We start from the raw sequence: 17866 nt of genomic DNA, 5'->3' as shown, positions 1-17866 counted from the left end.
GAGAAGCAGGTGCGCCTGCTGTGCGAGTGGTACCTGCGCGTGCGCAAGTCGTCGTGAGTACATCGACCGCCTGAGCCGCGGCCGCGCCCAGTGCGCGCCGCGGGCCGCAGGCGCCCGCCCGGTGGCGGACGCCTGAGGCACACCCCGAGGAGGCAACATGGCCCGCATCATCGATCGACGTTTCGACTCCAGACACAAGAGCACGGTCAACCGCCAGCGCTTCATGCGCCGCTTCAAGCAGCAGATCCGCAAGGCGGTCTCCGGCGCCATCCAGGGCCGCTCGATCCGCGACCTCGATCACGGCGAACAGGTCTCGATCCCGGCACGCGACCTCGCCGAGCCCACCATCCACCACGGCCGCGGTGGCATCTGGGAGCAGGTGTTCAGCGGCAACGACCAGTTCGCCACCGGCGACCAGATCAAGCGCCCATCCGGCGGCGCCGGCGGAGGCAGCGGCAAGGGCGAGGCGAGCAACGACGGCGAGCACGAGGACGATTTCGTCTTCCAGCTCTCGCGCGAGGAGTTCCTCGACCTGTTCTTCGAGGATCTCGAACTGCCGCGCCTGATCCGCACCCAGCTGGCGACCATCACCGAGTTCAAGACGCGGCGTGCCGGCTTCAGCGCCGACGGCGTGCCGACCAACATCAACGTGGTGCGCTCGCTGCGCAGCGCGCTCGGCCGCCGCCTTGCCCTCGGTTCGCCCTGGCATGCCGAGCTGCGCGCGCTGCAGCACGCGCTCGACGCCGCGCTCGAGGAGGAGGAAGAGGACGCCGAGGGCGACACCGTGCTCGCGCTGCGCGAGCGCATCGGCCATGCGCGCGCGAAGATCGACGCCATCCCCTTCATCGACAGCTTCGACCTGCGCTACAACAACCGCGTCAAGGTGCCCGAGCCCACCACGCAGGCCGTGATGTTCTGCCTGATGGACGTGTCTGGTTCGATGGACGAGGAACGCAAGGGCATCGCCAAGCGCTTCTTCATGCTGCTGCACCTGTTCCTGACGCGCAGCTACGAGCGCATCGAGGTGGTGTTCATCCGTCACCACACCGTTGCCAGGGAAGTCGACGAGGACGAATTCTTCCACTCGCGCGAGTCGGGCGGCACCGTGGTGTCGAGCGCGCTGCGGCTGATGCACGACATCATCCGCGAGCGCTACGCCGGCGGGCAGTGGAACATCTACGGCGCGCAGGCTTCGGACGGCGACAACTGGCAGAACGACTGTGCCGTCAGCCGCGACCTGCTCGCCACCGAGCTGCTGCCCGCCTGCCAGTATTTCGCCTACATCGAGATCACCGACGGCGAGCCGCAGAACCTGTGGCAGGAATACCAGAGCGTGCTCGCCGCGCGGCCCAACTTCGCCATGCAGCGCATCCAGTCGCCGGCCGACATCTATCCGGTGTTCCGCGAACTCTTCAAGAAGAGCCTGACATGAGACCCTCAGCCCACAGCGCCCGCAATGCCACGCCCCTGCCCGTCCAGTTGCCGGCAGGCTCCGAGTGGTCCTTCGACAGCATCGAGCAGTACCACACGGAGATCGCCCGCGTGGCGAAGGACTTCGGCCTCGACACCTATCCGGTGCAGATCGAGGTGATCACCGCCGAGCAGATGATGGACGCCTACGCCTCGGTGGGCATGCCGGTCAATTACCACCACTGGTCCTTCGGCAAGCACTTCATCGCCACCGAAAAGAGCTACCGCCGCGGCCACATGGGCCTCGCCTACGAGATCGTCATCAACTCCGACCCCTGCATCGCCTACCTGATGGAGGAAAATACGATGACGATGCAGGGGCTGGTGATCGCCCACGCCGCCTACGGTCACAACAGCTTCTTCAAGGGCAACTACCTGTTCCGTACCTGGACCAACGCTGACGCCATCATCGATTACCTGGTGTTCGCGCGGAACTACATCAGCCAGTGCGAGCAGCGCTACGGCGAGGAGGAAGTGGAACTGCTGCTCGACTCCTGCCATGCGCTGATGAACCTCGGCGTCGACCGCTACAAGCGACCGGCCAAGCTGTCGCTCGCGCAGGAGAAGCTGCGCCAGAAGGAGCGCGAGGACTACCTGCAGAGCCAGGTCAACGACCTGTGGCGCACCCTGCCGGGCCAGGATGCGCGCGCGGACAGCCGCGCGCCGGGTCCGCGCTTCCCGGCCGAGCCGGAGGAGAACCTGCTCTACTTCATCGAGAAGCACGCGCCGCTGCTCGAGCCCTGGCAGCGCGAGGTGGTGCGCATCGTGCGCAAGATCGCGCAGTACTTCTTCCCCCAGCGCCAGACCCAGGTCATGAACGAGGGCTGGGCCACCTTCTGGCACTACACCCTGCTCAACACCCTCTACGACGAGGGTCTGCTGGCCGACAGCTTCATGCTCGAGTTCCTGCAGTCGCACACCAGCGTGGTGCATCAGCCGCCCTACAACAGCCGCTGGTACAACGGGCTGAACCCTTACGCGCTCGGCTTCGCGATGTGGCAGGACATCCGCCGCATCTGCGAGAACCCGGACGACGAGGACCGGCGCTGGTTCCCCGAGATCGCCGGCAGCAACTGGCTCGAGACCTTCGACTTCGCGATGCGCAACTTCAAGGACGAGAGCTTCATCGCCCAGTACCTGTCGCCCAAGGTGATGCGCGACTTCCGCCTGTTCGCCGTGCTCGACGACGACCGCGAAAACAACCTGCAGGTCTCGGCCATCCATGACGACAGCGGTTACCGGCGCGTGCGCGAGATCCTCTCCGAGCAGTACAACCTGGGCAGCCGCGAGCCCAACATCCAGGTGTGGAACGTCGACCTGCGCGGCGACCGCTCGCTGACCCTGCGCCACCAGCAGCACCAGCGCCGTCCGTTGGGCGACAGCACCGAGGAAGTGATGAAGCACGTGGCCCAGCTGTGGGGATTCACGGTGAGGCTGGAGTCGGTGGACGCCGCGGGCATGGCCCAGCTGACCCACGAGACCCGGGTCGAGCGGCCCGGCCTGCACCTTGGGCAAGTCATCGCGGCCTGACGGCATTGCGCGATGAGCGGCGACGGCGGCGAGCTGAACCTCCCGCCCCGCCGCCGCTGCCCGACATCCATCACTGCACGGTGGCCAGCGCAGGGCATGCGGCAATATCCGGTGGATCGGGCAGTGCGGGGCAGGTCTTGCGGTAGGGCTTGTCGGGCAGGATCTCGCTCCACTCCTCGCAGCGCAGGTTGCGCGTGAGACGGGCGCAGGTGTCGGCGGCGAGATCGTCCGGCGCCAGATGCCACAGCCGCACCACGCGATCCGCGCCGGCCGAGGCGAGCCAGCGCCCATCCGGGCTGAAGGCCGAATCGGCAAGACGGCTGCCGTGCCCGCGCGTGGCCCGCTCGAGGGCATGTGCGGCCAACCCGGTCTTCCTTGCCGTGACCGCGATCAGCCATTCCCTGTTCGTGAGTTCAAGAAGCTTCGCCTGCGCCATCGCGGCCGGCCAGTGCGCCGCCTCGAGCGCGAGCGCAGCGTCACCGCCCGCCGTCGTCACCAGCCGGTCCAGCGATTGCTGCGCCACGACGAAACCGCCGTAGGGTCCGTTCCGATCGTGCTCGAGGTCGAACGTCCAGCCCAGCTCACTGCCGTCGGCGAGGGACCACACCCGGCGCGTGGTCGGGCGGGTGAAGCCGATGCCGCGCGAAAACGCCGCCTCGGTGGTCGTCGCGACCGCCTTGCCGTCGGGGCTGAAGGCGAGCTCATCGACCCCGCCCTCGTGCGCCAGCAGCCTGCCGGTCTGCCAGGACGTGCTCGCGCTGTCGATGAACCGCAGCCCGTCTGCGTCGATCACGGCGATCCAGCGCCCGTCGGGGCTGAAGGCGAGGCGGCGGGTCCCCGCCGGCAAGGTGGTGCGCGCCAGCTCACGCCAGTCGGCGGTGTCGAAGACGCGCAGCGTGGTCGCGCTCGCGCTGGCAAGCCGTCCGCCGTCGGCGCTGAAAGCGAGCGCGTCCACCGCGTCGTCATGGGGCAGCAGGCGCACCGCCTTCTCGATCGCGTCCCACTCATCCACGCTGCCGTCGTCGTTGCCCGTCAGCAGCCGGTCGGCGTCGATGAAGGCGAGCGCACCCGTCGTGCGCGGAATACGCGTGCGTTCGCCGCCGCCGGCCACCTCGCCGATCAGCACTGCATCGTGTCCCGGCCCGGTAACGGCCACGTGGCGCCCGTCCGCACTGAACACCGCCGGGCCGCGCGAGGAGGTGCGTAACATGCGGCGCTGGCGGTCAATGACCAGCATGGCCATGCCGTCCGCGCCTGTACGGACCTCGACCAGCTGCAGGCCGTTGCCCTCGCCCTCCACCGCGATCGAAGTCCCGTCCGGGCTGAAGGCAAGCGGTTCACCCCAATGGTTGCGGACCTCGAGCGCCGCCAGCCGGCGCAGGCCGTCGCTCGTCCACAGCGTGAGCCGGTTGCTGCCTGAGGTCGCGATCCGCTCTCCGTCGGGGCTGAACTGCAGCACCCAGGCGGGCGCCTCGTCCATCGACACCGCGACGCGTTCGCGCCAGGTCGCGGTGTCGTACAGCGCCATCAGCGGTGGCCGGAAGCTCACCGCCGCCAGGGTCCGGCCATCGGGGCTGAAGCGCAGGAAGCTCTGCGCCGGGCGCGGGATCGGCAAGCGGCGCAGCACCTGCCAGTCGCGCGTGTCGTACAGGCAGACCTCGACATCACAGCGTGCGGCGAGCCAGCGTCCGTCCGGGCTGGCGGCCAGCGTGGCGACTGCGGCGTGGTGGGATGCATTCAACTTGATCGGCTCGGCGGCCGGGTCCGGCTGCAGCACGAAGGTGCCGCCTTCGGCCGCCACCGCCAGCCAGCCCAGGTCCGGGCCCGGCGCCAGCCCGGCGATCTTGCCCGCTCGCAAGGACCATGTCCGGCGCGGCGCGTCCGGCAGCAGATCGATGCGCCCGAGCAGCGCCGCATGCCCTTCCGGCGTCCACCGTGTGCGCAGCGACTCAAGCGTCAGAAGTAGGCTGCGCTGCAGGCCCTGCATGGTCTCGTCGGCGGCGACCTCGGCCGACACGTTGAGCTGCCGTGCCAGGGCCAGCGCCGCCTGCGCTTCGGCATTGCTGCGCTCGACCTCGGCTCTGGCGCGCTCGGCGTCGGCACGCCGGGTCGAGTCGACGGCGGCATAGAGCAGCACCAGAGCCACCACCGCCAGTGCGCCCATGCCCAGCGCCAGCAGGCGGAAGCGCCGTCCGGCGCGCAACTGCGCCTGCACCCACTTCTCGCGTTCCTCGCGGCGCTGCCGTTCGGCCTCCTCCTGCGCCCGCCGGGCCTGTTCGGCGAGCTCGCGTTCGGCACGCTGCTGCTCGGCGCTGCGCGCGAGAAAGCGCATCGCCAGCGCATGGTCCTCGGCGCTGCCGTAGCGCCGCGCCCATGCCTCGTTGGGCGCCTCCTGCTCGCGCCACGCCAGCCCCTCCTCGAGTTCGGGCGAACGCCACAGTGCCGCGCGCCCCGCCTGCTCACGCCGCGCCGAGTCCATCAGGCGGAAGTACACATCGGCCGACTTCGCCTCGGCATCGACCCAGGCGTTGAGCCGGTCCCAGCGCCGGATCAGGCTTTCGTGGCCGATGTCGAGCACGGTGTCGGCGCTCAGGGCCACCCCGGAGGGCGGGGTGACGAAGCTGCGGTCGGGGCGGCGGAAGGCGTTGACCACCGCGATCAGGTCCGGCTCGGCCACGCCCGCGACCGCGGCCACATCGTCGACGCGCGCCGGACGGCGGGTGTCGCGCTTGCCGGTGGCGCGGTGGGTGAGGCGGCGGAACAGGCGCTCGGCGATGCGCTGCCCGGCCGGATCGAGGGCGTCGAACACCTGGTCGGCATGGGCCGACAGGGCCTTCGCGATCGAGCCGACGGCGGCGTAGTCGGCCAGCGTGAGCAGCGCGCGGTCGCCGTTGCCCGCGCCGCCGATCCGCGCCTGCATCTGCTCCCACATGCGCATCAGCGCGTGCTGCAGCAGGGGCAGCTGGTCCGGATCGGCGCCGATTTCGTTGAGCAGATGCGTCAGCAGCGCCGGCTCGACGTCGGCGTCGAATACCCGCGCAGGCCCCACGATCGCGCTGCGCGTCTGCTCGCGCGTCATCCTTGGCGTCAGGTACTGGCCGTCGTTGATCGCCTCGGGCAGGCCGTGGAACAGCGCACAGTCGCCGAGGAAGTCAGAGCGCATCGTCAGCACCACATAGACCGGAAACGCGGCCTGTGCCGCCGACGCCAGCAGCAGGGCGACGAAGGCGTCGGCCTCGTCCGCGCTGCCCTCCTGGCGGAAGCGGAAGATCTCCTCGAACTGGTCGACCAGCAGCAACAGGTTGGCGCCCGCCGGCAGCCAGCGCTCCTGCAGCAGCTCGACCAGGCCGAGCGGCCCGCGCCGCAGCGTGGCATCGGCGAAGGCGAGCGCGGCAGCACCGCCGTCGCGCTCCATGTCCAGCGCCGCCGGTGCCGCCAGCGCGCTCGCCAGCCGCCACAGCGGACGGGCGCCGGGGCGCATGTTGGCGATACGCCAGTGCGCGCCGGCATCGGCCATCAGGCCGGTCTGCAGCGCGGCGATCATGCCCGCGCGCACCAGCGAGGACTTGCCGCAACCCGAGGGGCCGACGATGGCGAGAAAGCGCGTGCGACGCAGGCGGTCGAGAAGCTGGTCGGTCTGCGCCTCGCGGCCGAAAAAGAGCTCGGCCTCGTCCTCGGTGAACGGGCGTAGGCCAGGATAGGGCGAGGCCGGCCGCTCCTCGGGCAGATGGTCGGGCGTGGCGATGTTCATGGCGTGCCGCCCCGCAGGTCGCGGACGAACTCGGCGAGCGCCTGCCGCGCCCCGGCGTCGATGCCGCGCCGGCAGTCGATGACGCGTTGGTTGGGCAGCTTGATGCCGGGGTCGGCCTTCGCCTCGTCCGGCTCGGCCTGGCACAGCACCACCCGCCCGAGCGGGCGGTCGCGCACGCTCTTGATCTTGAGTGTCTCCTTCAGTTGCTGGCGCACCCACACGGGCCGCGTGCTGCCATACACCACCACCAGGCCGTCGCACAGCCGCAGGTTGTCCTCGAGGTCGGCGCGCATGGCCTCGGCGCTGTCCTGCGGCTCGGGGCGCAGGAAGCCCAGGCCCTGTGCATCGAAGAAGTCGCACAGCTCGGCCGCCACGCGGGCATCGTCGCGGTCGTGATTGACGAACACGAGCAGGTCACCGTCCACGGCCGTTGGCGCCACGGGCGCCGGCGGGCGCAGCGCGGCCAGCACGCCGGCGGCGAAATCCTCCAGCCCCTCATTGACCACGTCGGTGGCGAACACCGACTGCCGGTGGTTCGCATCGCGGATGTCCTCCTCGCGCAGGCCGAAACGCCGCCAGCGCCGCAGCGGCACGCCGGCGCGCTGCGCCACCTGGTGCTGCAGCGCCGCCAGCGATACGTCCCAGCCGCGCACCCGCCCGGGGTACTCGCCGAGCAACTGCACGAATAGCCGCGCGCGCCGCAAGTCCTCGCTCATCGCCGCGGCGAAGCTGTCGGGATCGGTGCGCGGGTAGGCCCGCTCGGGCAGCACCCTGATTCCGGCCTGCTCCAGGCTGCGCTGCAGCCGCTCGTATTCGTCCATGAGGTCGTCACCAACCTCGGCGAGGAACACCACCGGCCCAGCGCTCCCCGGCGCGGCGGTTGCCGGCGCGGAATCGACGGCTGCGCCCTGCATCCGCGTCAGGCCTTCGGCAATCTTGAACGCCAGGTCGTTGAGCCGTGCCCAGTACTGGCGGTCTTCCAGGGTCGGCAGCGGATCGCCCAGGCGCCGCGGGGCCGCCCCCTCGGTCTCGCGCTGCCAGAAGCGTACCAGCAGCAGATCGCCGAACGCTTCGGGCAGGCGCTCGTGCTCGAGATCGTCGCACTCGACCATGAACAGCGGGCGCCGCAGGTCGCGCCGATCCTGCAACCCGTCGAGAAAGCCGCCGCGCTCGCGCGCGCACCAGGGCGACTTCAGATAGGCGCGCGACAGCACCACGAGCAGCCCGGCCGAGCGTTGCAAGCCAGCCAGGATCGGCGCGCTCAATTGCGACTCGGCCACCAGGCGCTGATCCATCCAGATGTTGGAGCGGATGCCCAGGCGGCGGTCGAGGCGTGCCTTGAGGTTGTCCTTGAGGGTGGCGACCCAGCCGAACTCGCGGCCGACGTCGGGCGCGTCGTCGATGTGCGCATAACTGACGAACAGGTCGTACTCAAAGCCCGGAACGCATCCCATCGCGGCCCTCCCGAGGCGCTGCACACGATGGCGGCGCAGCCTGTCGCGCGCCGCCAATGCAAGCGTAGTCTGCCGCCGCAGGATTCGCGAGTTGCCTGACTCGCGCCGCCCGGGTGTGCGCGTGGCTCGCGCGTCGCGGCTTTCCTGGCCCTGCGCGTCCAGCTTGAGGGGCGGTCCGGGGTGGCGGGACTGCAGGCGCGCGAGACCGCGCCCCGGATCACCGTCGGGGCCGTGTCAATGACGAGGAGGAAACTTCCATGCCCAAGCCAAAGGCGATCCTGATGATTCTGCCGAGCCGGGGCGGATGCAGCCAGGCGGCATTGCGCGGCACAGGCGGTGATGGTCTGTTCTGCTGTTTCGCCGCGAACTGAGATGGGCAAGGGGCGGGCGTGCTATGCGCCGGCCCCGCCGATGCCGTGACGCCGCATCCATGCCCTGAACTCCGCCCCCTCGCTGTCGCGGCGCAGGCGCGACAGGTGGAGCAGCATGTTCTCCACCATCGAATGGGCCGCGATCGCAGCCATCATCTCCAGTCGCTGATCGGGCGCCAGCCCCAGCTCGACGAGCTTGCGATCGATATCGCAGAAGTGCGCGGCCATGAGCAGGCGAGCGCCACCTGCGTCCAGGGCAAGGCCGGCAAAGTCGAGCGGATCTTCGGCCTCGATCTCGGCGATCAGGGTGGCAACGGTCTCGGGTGTCATGGGGGTCTCCGCGCAAGGATCCTGTGCTGTCTTCGACCTTGCCACGCGGCCCGAGTGCCGCCACGAGCACCACTTTGCCGCCGCTCTCGGACACTCACCACAGGCGCGGATCGGCCCGATACACCACGCGCCGGGTCCGCACCTTGCGTGCATCCGCATGCGCAGGATTGAGCAGGTAGTTCCAGCCTGCCGGCACCACCACCGAAGGCACGCGCAGCAACAGCGCGGCGCCCTCGTCCAGCCAGGCGTCGCCGATCGCCTGGCTTGCGCTGCGGCCGACCGACCAATCCACGTTGTCGGCATTCCAGCCTGGCGGCATGACAGGCGCCTGCGCCGTCTCGAGCGCCGCTGCCGGCAGCCTCACCTCCACCGCCACCATGTCGCGCGGCGGGCGCAGGGGCGTATGCACGCGCTTCTCGAGCTGGGCCAGGGCCAGGCTGTCGGCCAGGTAGATGACCATTGACCCGACGCTGTTCCAGCGCCCGCCCACCGCGGCGGCGCCACGGCCGGCACAACGGAAGTCCTCCGCCGCGCACAGCACGGCGCCGGTGTCGAGGTCCATCCAGTCCTGCGCCAGCCGCCACAAGGTGGCCGTGCGCGCAGCCATCAGGCGGCGGTACCCGCCATGATGCGGCGCAGGGCGTTCATGACCGCCTGGTGTCCGGGGGTGGTGGCGAGCAGCTCGATCGGCACCGCCCCACCGAGAACGGTCACCGGCGCGGCGAGCCATTCGCGCGCGGCCGACTCCTCGCCGAACACGCGCGTGGCCGCGCGCTCGACGTCGATGAGGCGGGCGACGCGGTCGGAATCGTCCTGCGACAGCGGCTTGCCCTCACGCACGCGCCGGTCGTAGGTCGCCGGCGCCACACCGAGCAGTTGCGCAAGGCTGCGCCCGCTGCGACCGAAGCGGTGCGCAAAGGCGTCCAGCGAGCCGGGCTCGAAGCCCTCGCGCACCATGTGATCGCGCTCGAGGGCCGAGGCCGCGTGCAGGTAGCGCTCGATGCTGGCGCCGGCGAGCGCGCCGCGCGCCGCATACGCAGCGCCTGGCTCTCGGCTGGAAGGACTGGCCTTGGTGGTCGGCACTTTAATCACCTGATTGCTTGCATGAAATCAATTGAAGCCGTTTGAGGCCAGGGTGTCAAGCTGCGCCCCTCACTTCAACCGGGATCCGGCACGACAAGGACCGCCCCGCTGCGCGTGCTAGACTCGCGCCGCTTTCCTCAGTGTGTTCCCGATGCAGATCCAGCTCCTGATTCCCGGCCTGCTGTGGCCCACCGCCACGCTGCTCGGGCCCGCCGCGGGCCTCGCGCTCGACGGGCTCGCCACCCTGCTCGGTCGCGGCCGGCGACAGGTGAGCCCCTTCGAGCCCTACGACCGCCAGCTCGCACGGCTCTTTGGCCTACCCGGCGACCGCGTGCCGATGGCGACCTTGCGCCGCCTGGGCGAGGCCGATGCGCCGCCCCACGATCCCGGCCGCCACTGGCTGTGCGCGGATCCGGTCAATCTGTCCTTCTCGCGCGAGCACCTGCTGCTGCAGGCCTTTCCGGATGAGGAGCTCGATGCCGAAGAGAGCGCCGAGCTGGTGGCGGCACTGAACGAGCTCTTCGCCGACCTCGGCCGCTTCGAGGCCTGCACGCCCACGCGCTGGTACCTGCGCCTGCATCAGCAAACCGCGGTCACGCTCTATCCGCTCGACGACGTCACCGGACGCCCGGTCAAGCACTTCCTGCCCGAGGGCGAGGACGCCCGCCTGTGGCAGCGCACGATGAATGAAGCACAGATCGTGCTTCACAACCATGCACGCAGCCGTGCCCGCGAAGAGGCCGGACGACGTCCGGTCAACAGCGTCTGGCTGTGGGGCGCAGGCGTACTCGAACAGCCGCTGCGGGCGCCCGCCCGCCAGGTGCAGGCCACCGACCCGGTCAGCATCGGCCTCGCCCGCGCCGCCGGGCTGCCGGTCGGCCCGCCGGACGCCACGGCGGCCCTCGCACAGGACACGCTGGTGGTGCTCGACAGCCAACGCAAACCCGCCCAGCAGCTCGACCTCGGGGCGTGGCGCGCTGGTCTCGAAGAGCTCGAGCGCGACTGGTTCGCCCCACTTGCCGCTGCGTTCCGGCATGGACGCCTCGACACGCTGCGCCTCACCGCGCCGGGCGACCGCGGCACGCTGCAGCTCGAATTGTCGCGCAGCGCGCGCTGGAAGTTCTGGCGCAAGCCCTACGCCTTCGAGGCCTTGTTGAAGTCCCTCGCCCCCGCGCCGATGCCCGTCAGCGACACCCCGCCTCCCACGAATCCAGCCCAAGCCCGATGACCCGCATCCAGCCCCGCACCGTCTCGCAGCAGGCCTTCGACCGCCTCGCCGATGCCGGCCTGCATCCGCTGCTCGCCCGCCTTTATGCCTCGCGCGGCATCATGCGCGCCGACGAACTCGACACCGGCCTGAAGAACCTGCTGCCGCCCGAGGCGCTTAGCGGCACGCAGGCGGCTGCGCAACTGCTCGCCGATGCCATCGAAGCCGGTGCGCGCATGGTCATCGTCGCCGACTACGACTGCGACGGCGCCACCGCCTGCGCGGTCGGCATGCGCGCGCTGCGCGCCTTCGGCGCCGACGTGCATTACCTCGTGCCCGACCGCGTGACCCTGGGCTACGGCCTCACGCCGGCAATGGTCGAGATCGCCGCGCGTCTCGAGCCCGACGTGCTGATCACCGTTGACAACGGCATCGCCAGCGTCGAGGGCATCGCCGCCGCACGCGCGCACGGCATGGCCACCATCATCACCGACCACCACCTGCCCGGTGACGTGCTGCCCGAAGCCGACGTGATCGTGAACCCTAATCAGCCCGGCTGTGACTTCCCGAGCAAGGCGCTGGCCGGTGTGGGCGCAATGTTCTACACCATGCTCGCGCTGCGCGCCGAACTGCGCGAGCGCGGCGCCTTTGCCGGCGCCAGGGAGCCCAATCTGGCCGAACTGCTCGACCTCGTCGCCCTCGGCACCGTGGCCGACGTCGTCAAGCTCGACCGCAACAATCGTATCCTGGTGGCCCAGGGCCTCGCGCGCATGCGCGCCGGGCGCATGCAGCCCGGCATCCGCGCGCTGTTTTCCCTTGCCGGTCGCGATCCGGCGCGCGCCAGCACCACCGACCTGGGCTTCATGATCGGCCCGCGCCTGAACGCCGCCGGGCGGCTCTCGGACATGAGCCTGGGCATCGAATGCCTGATCACCGACGACGCCGGGCACGCGATGAACATCGCCCAGGAGCTCGACAAGCTCAACCGCGAACGGCGCAGCATCGAGGCCGGCATGCAGGAAGAGGCACTGATCCGCCTGGAAGGCTTCGACGCCGGCAACCGCGCCACCGTGGCGCTGTTCGAGCCCGACTGGCATCAGGGGGTGATCGGCATCGTCGCCGGTCGCATCAAGGAGAAGCTGCACCGCCCGACCATCGCCTTTGCGCGCGCCAACGACGGCGAACTCAAGGGTTCCGGGCGCTCGATCGCCGGCCTGCATCTGCGTGACGCGCTCGACCTCGTCACCAAGCGCCATCCCGAGCTGATCGTGCGCTTCGGCGGCCACGCGATGGCCGCCGGGCTGACGATCCGCGAGACGGAGCTCGCCCGCTTCGACGCCGCCTTCGAGGAGGTGGTCAGCGAACTGCTCGAGCCCGCCCAGCTCGAGCGCCGCATCGAAACGGACGGCACGCTCGAGTCCGGCTATTTCGCCCTCGACGCCGTTCGCATGCTGGACAACGAGATCTGGGGCCAGGGCTTCCCTGCGCCGCTGTTCGACGACGTGTTCCGCGTCGAGCGCCAGCGCGTGCTCAAGGAGCGCCACCTCAAGCTGGAGCTGAGCCGCAACACCGCACGCTTCGAGGCCATCCAGTTCAACCATGCCGGCGGCGCACCGCAACAGATCCATGCGGCGTATCGGCTGGGCATCAACGAGTTCCGCGGGGTGTCGAGCGTGCAGTTGATGCTGGAACACTTCGAGGCGGCCTGAGCAGCGGCCGGGTTGTTCCGCCCCTGCCCCCCGGCAACACGCACCGACGCGCTCGCTCGGGCAGGCTGGGTCCCCGATCTGGGGGCGAACCCAGGGCGACGAAGCAAGGCAGTGCGCCGTGCCCCTTCCGGGCGCACACGAAGAAAGGCCCCTGGATCTCAGGGGCCTCGAACTCGGGTCGCTTGAACGGTCTGCTTACGCGGCCTTCCTCGCCACCTTCTTCTCGGTGCTGCCGGCAGCGGCCACCACCGGCTGCACGGCCTCTTCCGCCGCGGCCAGACTGCGCTCGGCAAACTCGATGCTGGTCCTGATCACCTGTTCATACGCTTCGGTCGCGCTGCTCAGGGCCGACTTGATCTGCTCGACGACCTCGGCACTGCCGGTCGGGCCGGACCTGGCCATGGTGTCCAACAGCGAGCCGAAGGACTGCGCGAGTTCATTGGCGCGCTCGACGTTGATCTGCCCGATCTCGGCCTGCGACTTGATGCAGATGCTGCTCGCATTGCGCAGGTAGTCGCTGGCCAGCTCGAACGAACGCGCCGCCGAACCGGACTGCGCAGTCAGCTGCTCGAAAAAGCCCCCGCGATTGCTCAATGTGGTGTTCGCCTTGTACGACCTCGCCGTGTTCATGTTGAGCGCGAAGATCTGCTCCGCCGTGTTCAGCGTGATCTCGACGATCGCATTGAAGGCATCCCCGTTGGCCGTGACGACTTCGGTAAATCGTTCATGCAAGGGCGTGATCGAATGCATGGTGTGCTCCTGAAAGTAGAAAGTGGCGATGGCGGTCGCCGAAAAAATGACATCCGGCTTGCCGGTGAAGCTCATCCGGAAGGCTGCCCCATTGTGCAGGGCAAGCCGTCAGGCGTCTGTCAGTTCAGCGGCAGCGCAAGGTCGGAAAAACAGTCAATCGGTGTCGGATTATTCCTATGCGCTCTTGGTCGCGACGGAAACCGGTCCGTGCGCTCGACCAACAGGCCCAGGGCCTGGGCACTGGTCTCGATGAAACGCGCCTCGATCTCGCTGCAAAAGGGCCCGAGCAGCACGCAAGCGGGCTCGCGTCTTGCACCTGATCGTCTTCGACCGGACACCCGCGTGACGGCGGGCACGACCAGGTAATAGCCTGGGCGCGATGAATCGACGGGCGGCATTGCGTGCACCGACCGGCCCTGCCCGCGTATCCCGTCAAACCTCTCCTGCAAGTTCTGCACAGCTGTCTCCTCCACGCGGTGGCGATTCAGGCACTCGTCTCGTGCCTGCCCCCCGACACCCCCGCTGTCGTTTCGCGCAGCGCTTTCGGGTGATCGGAAAATCGTGCCTTGTGCTTGTTCGCGCACATTCGTTTTTCATTGATGCCGCACCTCAATCATGCAACTTCGATTGATTGCAGTCTGTCGGCAAAACGCTGGATCGGCGTCGGATGACCGCACCGTGCACGTAGGATTTTTCCTACATTGATCAATCACTTGAGGCTTGCACACCGCTTCGCGGAAGATTGCAGTAGGCTAAGCGCGCTGTCCCCCGGTTCGGGATCGGGTTGCGACACTGCTGCGTACCGGATTGCCTGATGGAGTTGATTCCCGATCATGAAGCCTGATTACCGGCCCCCGAAGACGGCCCACCCCCCCGCAGAATGGGGGCCGGTCGCGATCGATCGACAAGGCACTGCCTTGCCCGAGCCCACCGCCGAAGCCCTGCTGCGGCAAGCCCGGGGGGACCAGACCGCGCTGAACGCCCACACCGACGTCGCGCACGACATGCAGCATGAATTGAGGGCGTCGCGCGATCGCTACCTCAGCCTGTTCGACCACGCACCGACCGCCTATCTCCTGCTTGACGACAAGGGCCGCATTTTCGAACTCAATCGACCGGCAGCCACCCTGCTCGGAGCCGTCGGCAGCAAATCCCTCGGCCGTCGTTTTGCGCGGTTCCTGCACTCCGATGCGATCGACACCTGGCGCCAGTTTCTCCGCCACGGACTGCAGCATGACGACATCCACAGCTGTGAGCTGAGACTGCAGCGCAGCAGCTGCGAGGCCTTCTGGGCGCGCCTGAGCGGCCGTCGTCACCTGAAGACGGACGGAACGGTGGTGCTGCAGCTCGCGCTCGAGGACATCAGCGAACGCAAGCAGCTGGAACAGACGCTGCTCGAGAAGGAGCGCCACCAGCGCGCCCTCCTCGACAACATCCCGTTCATGGTGTGGCTCAAGGACATCGACGGCCGCTTTCTCGCCGTCAACCGCGCATTCGCCCGATCATTCGGCGGCGATCGCGCCGAAGAATTCGTCGGCAAGAACGATTTCGACCTCGTTCCGCCCGCGCTGGCCATGGGCTACGTCGCCGCCGACCGCGAAGTGCTCGCGTCGCGCCGGCGGATCATGCGCGAGGAGGAGACTCACAACAACGGCCACTCCACCTGGTCGGAGACCTACAAGGCGCCGGTCCTGGACGATGACGGCAAGCTGCTCGGCACCGTCGGTTTCGCGCGCGAGATCACCGCGCGCAAGGAGGCCGAGTCCGCCCTGCTGCACCTGAACGACGTGCTTGAAGAAGAGGTCGCCGAGCGCACCGCCGAGGTGGATGCGCGCTCACTCGCGCTCTCCGAATCGGAGCGTTTCTTCCGCGCGACGATCGATGCCCTGCCCTCCAACCTGTGCGTACTCGACGAGTCCGCCGGCATCGTCGCGGTCAACAAGGCATGGCGCGAGTTCGCCGCCGCCAACGGCGGCAACCCCGATCAGATGAGTGAAGGAGCCAACTATCTCGAGGTGTGCGACGCCTCGGCAACGGGTTCGCCGGGCAGCGCCCTCGAGGTGGCGAACGGCATCCGCGAGATCCTGGCCGGGAAGCGCAAATCCTTCGTGCTCGAATACGAGTGCAGCACGCCGGTCGAACAACGCTGGTTTGAAGTCCGCATCTCGCGCTTTGCCGGCGAAGGTCCGGTACGCCTGGTCGTGGTCCATGACAACATCACCCGGCGACGGCAACTTACAAGCGCCCAGCGCGAAACCTCGCTGCGCCTGAAGCGCCTCGCAGCCCACCTCGAATCGGTGCGCGAGGAGCAAAGCACACGGATCGCACGCGAGGTCCACGACGAACTGGGCGGCACCCTGACCATGCTCAAGCTCAGCCTCGCCACGACGATGGACAGCCTGGCGGAGGCTGCACCCTTGGCGGCCCCGTTGCAGGGCATGCTCGAACAAGTGGATGCAGCACTGCAAACGGTGAAGCGCATCTCCGCCAACCTGCGCCCCGGCATGCTCGACACGCTCGGGCTGCTGGCGACGATCCGCTGGCATGCGGATCAGTTCTCCCGTATGACCGGGATCGCGGTCGAACTGGACATGCCGGCCTATGTGAGCCTCACGGCCGAGGCCAGTACCGCGGTGTTCCGCATCATCCAGGAAGGGCTGACGAACATTGCCAAGCATTCGGGGGCGAAGAAGGTGAGCATCACCGCGGTCACGCACAAGGGAAACCTGATCCTGCGGATCTGGGACAACGGCAGGGGACTGCCGAAGGACAGCCTCGGCAAGCACGACTCGTTCGGCCTGATCGGCATGCTCGAGCGGGCACAGAACCTTGGCGGCGAACTGTCGCTGAGCGGCACGCCACAGAGCGGAACGCAACTGACGCTGCGACTTCCGCTGGGCGCCGGCGCTGCGCCGGCCATTCGGCGCAAGGCGTGAGCATGGTCAGAATCGTCATCGTCGACGACCACGCCGTCGTACGCAGCGGCCTGCGCCAGTTCCTCGCCGCAACCGAAGACTTCGAGGTCGCGGCCGAAGCCGCAACCGGTGGCGAGGTGCTCGCCCTCGTCAATTCGACCGAAGCGGACGTCGTGCTGCTGGACATCACGCTGCCCGACATCAACGGGCTCGAAGTCCTCAAGCGCATCAAGCTGGTCCAGCCCGCCCTGCCGGTACTGATCTTCAGCATGTTCTCAGAAGAGGAGTTCGCGCTGCCGGCGCTGCACGCAGGCGCATCGGGCTACCTGAACAAGGACAGCCCGCCGGCGCAGATCCTGGCCGCAATTCGCACCGTCGTGGGCGGCGGGCGCTACGTCAGCCCCGCACTGGCCGAGCGACTGCTCGACGGCACGATCAATGCGGCAAGGCGGCTGCCGCACGAGACCCTCTCACCGCGCGAGACGGCCGTGCTGCTGTTGCTGAGCAAGGGGGTTCCGCTCACCAGGATCGCGGAACAGATGCATCTGAGCGTGAAGACGATCAGCACCTACCGCTCCCGCATCCTGGACAAGCTGAACGTGCAATCCAACGCCGAGATCACGCGCTACGTGCTGCAGCACAAACTCAGCCCCGATTAGCAGTCACGGCCAGCCTGTGCTAAAACCCCTGCCTGCATCTGGACACTTCAAGGAACACGCATGACCACCTCGACACTGCAACGCATCGGAGGCCGGGACCGAGCCTGCGCAGACGCCGCCAGCCAGCGGACCGGTTCGCTCGCGGCGAGCACCTGCCACGACCCCCTCGCGTCCTGGCTCGGTATCGCCAGCCAGGCCAGCGAGATGATGCTCGCCTCCGTCGAGGTCATCGGCCACCGTACCGGACGCATGGCCACCGCCGGCCCTGCGCCAAGCGCCGACGATCTGGATGAGTTCAGCCTGATGGCGCAGGAGAAGTTCGAGGCGGCGACCGAATCGTCCTGGTCGGTGACCGCGCATTGGCTGCAGCTCAACCAGCAGCTGTGGACGCAGATGTTCGCCCAGATGCAGGCAGGCATGGCGGCGATGATGTCGGCGGCAAGCAGCCCGAACGTTGCCGAATCGATGTCGCACCACGCGGCGCTGATCGCTGCCCTGTCCCCCAGCGCCGATGCACACACGCAGCTCTCCCACGCCGCGGCCGATCTCGCGCGCCGCGCGCTCGAGCCGATCCACGCCCGCGCGACGGCCAATGCCGAGCGGCTCGGCAGGTACGCTGCCGGCGCTGCCTGAGCGA

At 68.7% G+C, this 17866-nt stretch carries 14 protein-coding genes; 7 read left to right on the top strand and 7 right to left on the bottom strand.

Features of this window, described 5'->3' with window-relative positions; all coding sequences use genetic code 11:
- Positions 1-157 precede the first annotated feature (157 nt).
- Both PLC66_RS11020 and PLC66_RS11015 read left to right on the top strand, forming a co-directional pair.
- Positions 158-1432: a YeaH/YhbH family protein gene (locus PLC66_RS11020; RefSeq protein WP_324540299.1), complete on the top strand. Its 1275-nt coding sequence runs from the start codon at positions 158-160 to the stop codon at positions 1430-1432.
- Positions 1429-3000, top strand: a complete 1572-nt coding sequence (locus tag PLC66_RS11015) for a SpoVR family protein (protein WP_324540297.1) — start codon at positions 1429-1431, stop codon at positions 2998-3000. The genes PLC66_RS11020 and PLC66_RS11015 overlap by 4 nt, the downstream gene beginning before the upstream one ends.
- A gap of 70 nt (positions 3001-3070) precedes the next feature.
- Here the strand turns inward: PLC66_RS11015 and PLC66_RS11010 are convergent, their stop codons facing one another.
- The 5 genes from PLC66_RS11010 to PLC66_RS10990 form a co-directional block, all read right to left on the bottom strand.
- On the bottom strand, positions 3071-6751 hold the full coding sequence (locus PLC66_RS11010) for an nSTAND1 domain-containing NTPase (protein WP_324540295.1): 3681 nt from the start codon (positions 6749-6751) through the stop codon (positions 3071-3073).
- Complete coding sequence (locus PLC66_RS11005) at positions 6748-8205, bottom strand: toll/interleukin-1 receptor domain-containing protein (RefSeq protein WP_324540293.1); 1458 nt, start codon at positions 8203-8205, stop codon at positions 6748-6750. Before PLC66_RS11005 ends, PLC66_RS11010 begins: the two co-directional genes overlap by 4 nt.
- 392 nt (positions 8206-8597) lie before the next feature.
- Positions 8598-8906, bottom strand: coding sequence for a hypothetical protein (locus PLC66_RS11000; protein WP_324540291.1), 309 nt, complete (start codon positions 8904-8906; stop codon positions 8598-8600).
- A gap of 94 nt (positions 8907-9000) precedes the next feature.
- On the bottom strand, positions 9001-9513 hold the full coding sequence (locus PLC66_RS10995) for an RES family NAD+ phosphorylase (protein ID WP_324540289.1): 513 nt from the start codon (positions 9511-9513) through the stop codon (positions 9001-9003).
- Positions 9513-9989 (bottom strand): Xre family toxin-antitoxin system antitoxin, encoded by a 477-nt coding sequence (locus PLC66_RS10990; protein WP_324540287.1) that lies wholly within the window; start codon positions 9987-9989, stop codon positions 9513-9515. Before PLC66_RS10990 ends, PLC66_RS10995 begins: the two co-directional genes overlap by 1 nt.
- 151 nt (positions 9990-10140) lie before the next feature.
- On the opposite strand from PLC66_RS10990, the gene PLC66_RS10985 reads away from it, so the two are divergent.
- Together PLC66_RS10985 and recJ are read left to right on the top strand one after the other, a co-directional pair.
- On the top strand, positions 10141-11217 hold the full coding sequence (locus PLC66_RS10985) for a hypothetical protein (protein WP_324540285.1): 1077 nt from the start codon (positions 10141-10143) through the stop codon (positions 11215-11217).
- On the top strand, positions 11214-12905 hold the full coding sequence (gene recJ / locus PLC66_RS10980) for a single-stranded-DNA-specific exonuclease RecJ (protein ID WP_324540283.1): 1692 nt from the start codon (positions 11214-11216) through the stop codon (positions 12903-12905). The genes PLC66_RS10985 and recJ overlap by 4 nt, the downstream gene beginning before the upstream one ends.
- Before the next feature lie 195 nt (positions 12906-13100).
- Here the strand turns inward: recJ and PLC66_RS10975 are convergent, their stop codons facing one another.
- Positions 13101-13730, bottom strand: a complete 630-nt coding sequence (locus tag PLC66_RS10975; protein ID WP_324540281.1) for a hypothetical protein — start codon at positions 13728-13730, stop codon at positions 13101-13103.
- Between the two features lie 44 nt (positions 13731-13774).
- The gene (locus PLC66_RS10970) at positions 13775-14113 is read right to left on the bottom strand and encodes a hypothetical protein (RefSeq protein WP_324540279.1); all 339 of its coding nucleotides are present in this window, start codon (positions 14111-14113) and stop codon (positions 13775-13777) included.
- 459 nt (positions 14114-14572) lie between these two features.
- On the opposite strand from PLC66_RS10970, the gene PLC66_RS10965 reads away from it, so the two are divergent.
- From PLC66_RS10965 to PLC66_RS10955, 3 genes are read left to right on the top strand one after another with little or no spacing between them, the layout of a single operon-like run.
- Positions 14573-16591 carry a PAS domain S-box protein gene (locus PLC66_RS10965; protein WP_324540277.1) on the top strand — a complete coding sequence of 673 codons (2019 nt, stop codon included), beginning with the start codon at positions 14573-14575 and terminating at the stop codon, positions 16589-16591.
- Between the two features lie 2 nt (positions 16592-16593).
- Entirely contained in the window at positions 16594-17229 is a 636-nt protein-coding gene (locus PLC66_RS10960; protein WP_324540275.1) for a response regulator, read from the top strand.
- Between the two features lie 60 nt (positions 17230-17289).
- Entirely contained in the window at positions 17290-17862 is a 573-nt protein-coding gene (locus PLC66_RS10955) for a polyhydroxyalkanoate granule-associated phasin (RefSeq protein ID WP_324540273.1), read from the top strand.
- The last annotated feature ends 4 nt before the right edge of the window (positions 17863-17866 follow it).

Source organism: Thauera sp., from assembly GCF_035444905.1.
In the GTDB taxonomy this organism is placed as follows: Bacteria; Pseudomonadota; Gammaproteobacteria; order Burkholderiales; family Rhodocyclaceae; genus Thauera.
Note: the sequence above shows the minus strand (reverse complement) of the source record. Positions and strands in the feature narration are given on the sequence as shown.

Excerpts from the sequence above, each read along its gene's own strand:
- PLC66_RS10995 (WP_324540289.1), bottom strand. The coding sequence starts at position 9,513 with ATGGCTGCGCGCACGGCCACCTTGTGGCGGCTGGCGCAGGACTGGATG.
- PLC66_RS11000 (WP_324540291.1), bottom strand. The coding sequence starts at position 8,906 with ATGACACCCGAGACCGTTGCCACCCTGATCGCCGAGATCGAGGCCGAA.
- PLC66_RS11015 (WP_324540297.1), top strand. The coding sequence starts at position 1,429 with ATGAGACCCTCAGCCCACAGCGCCCGCAATGCCACGCCCCTGCCCGTC.
- PLC66_RS11005 (WP_324540293.1), bottom strand. The coding sequence starts at position 8,205 with ATGGGATGCGTTCCGGGCTTTGAGTACGACCTGTTCGTCAGTTATGCG.
- PLC66_RS10955 (WP_324540273.1), top strand. The coding sequence starts at position 17,290 with ATGACCACCTCGACACTGCAACGCATCGGAGGCCGGGACCGAGCCTGC.
- recJ (WP_324540283.1), top strand. The coding sequence starts at position 11,214 with ATGACCCGCATCCAGCCCCGCACCGTCTCGCAGCAGGCCTTCGACCGC.
- PLC66_RS10960 (WP_324540275.1), top strand. The coding sequence starts at position 16,594 with ATGGTCAGAATCGTCATCGTCGACGACCACGCCGTCGTACGCAGCGGC.
- PLC66_RS10975 (WP_324540281.1), bottom strand. The coding sequence starts at position 13,730 with ATGAGCTTCACCGGCAAGCCGGATGTCATTTTTTCGGCGACCGCCATC.
- PLC66_RS10985 (WP_324540285.1), top strand. The coding sequence starts at position 10,141 with ATGCAGATCCAGCTCCTGATTCCCGGCCTGCTGTGGCCCACCGCCACG.
- PLC66_RS11010 (WP_324540295.1), bottom strand. The coding sequence starts at position 6,751 with ATGAACATCGCCACGCCCGACCATCTGCCCGAGGAGCGGCCGGCCTCG.
- PLC66_RS11020 (WP_324540299.1), top strand. The coding sequence starts at position 158 with ATGGCCCGCATCATCGATCGACGTTTCGACTCCAGACACAAGAGCACG.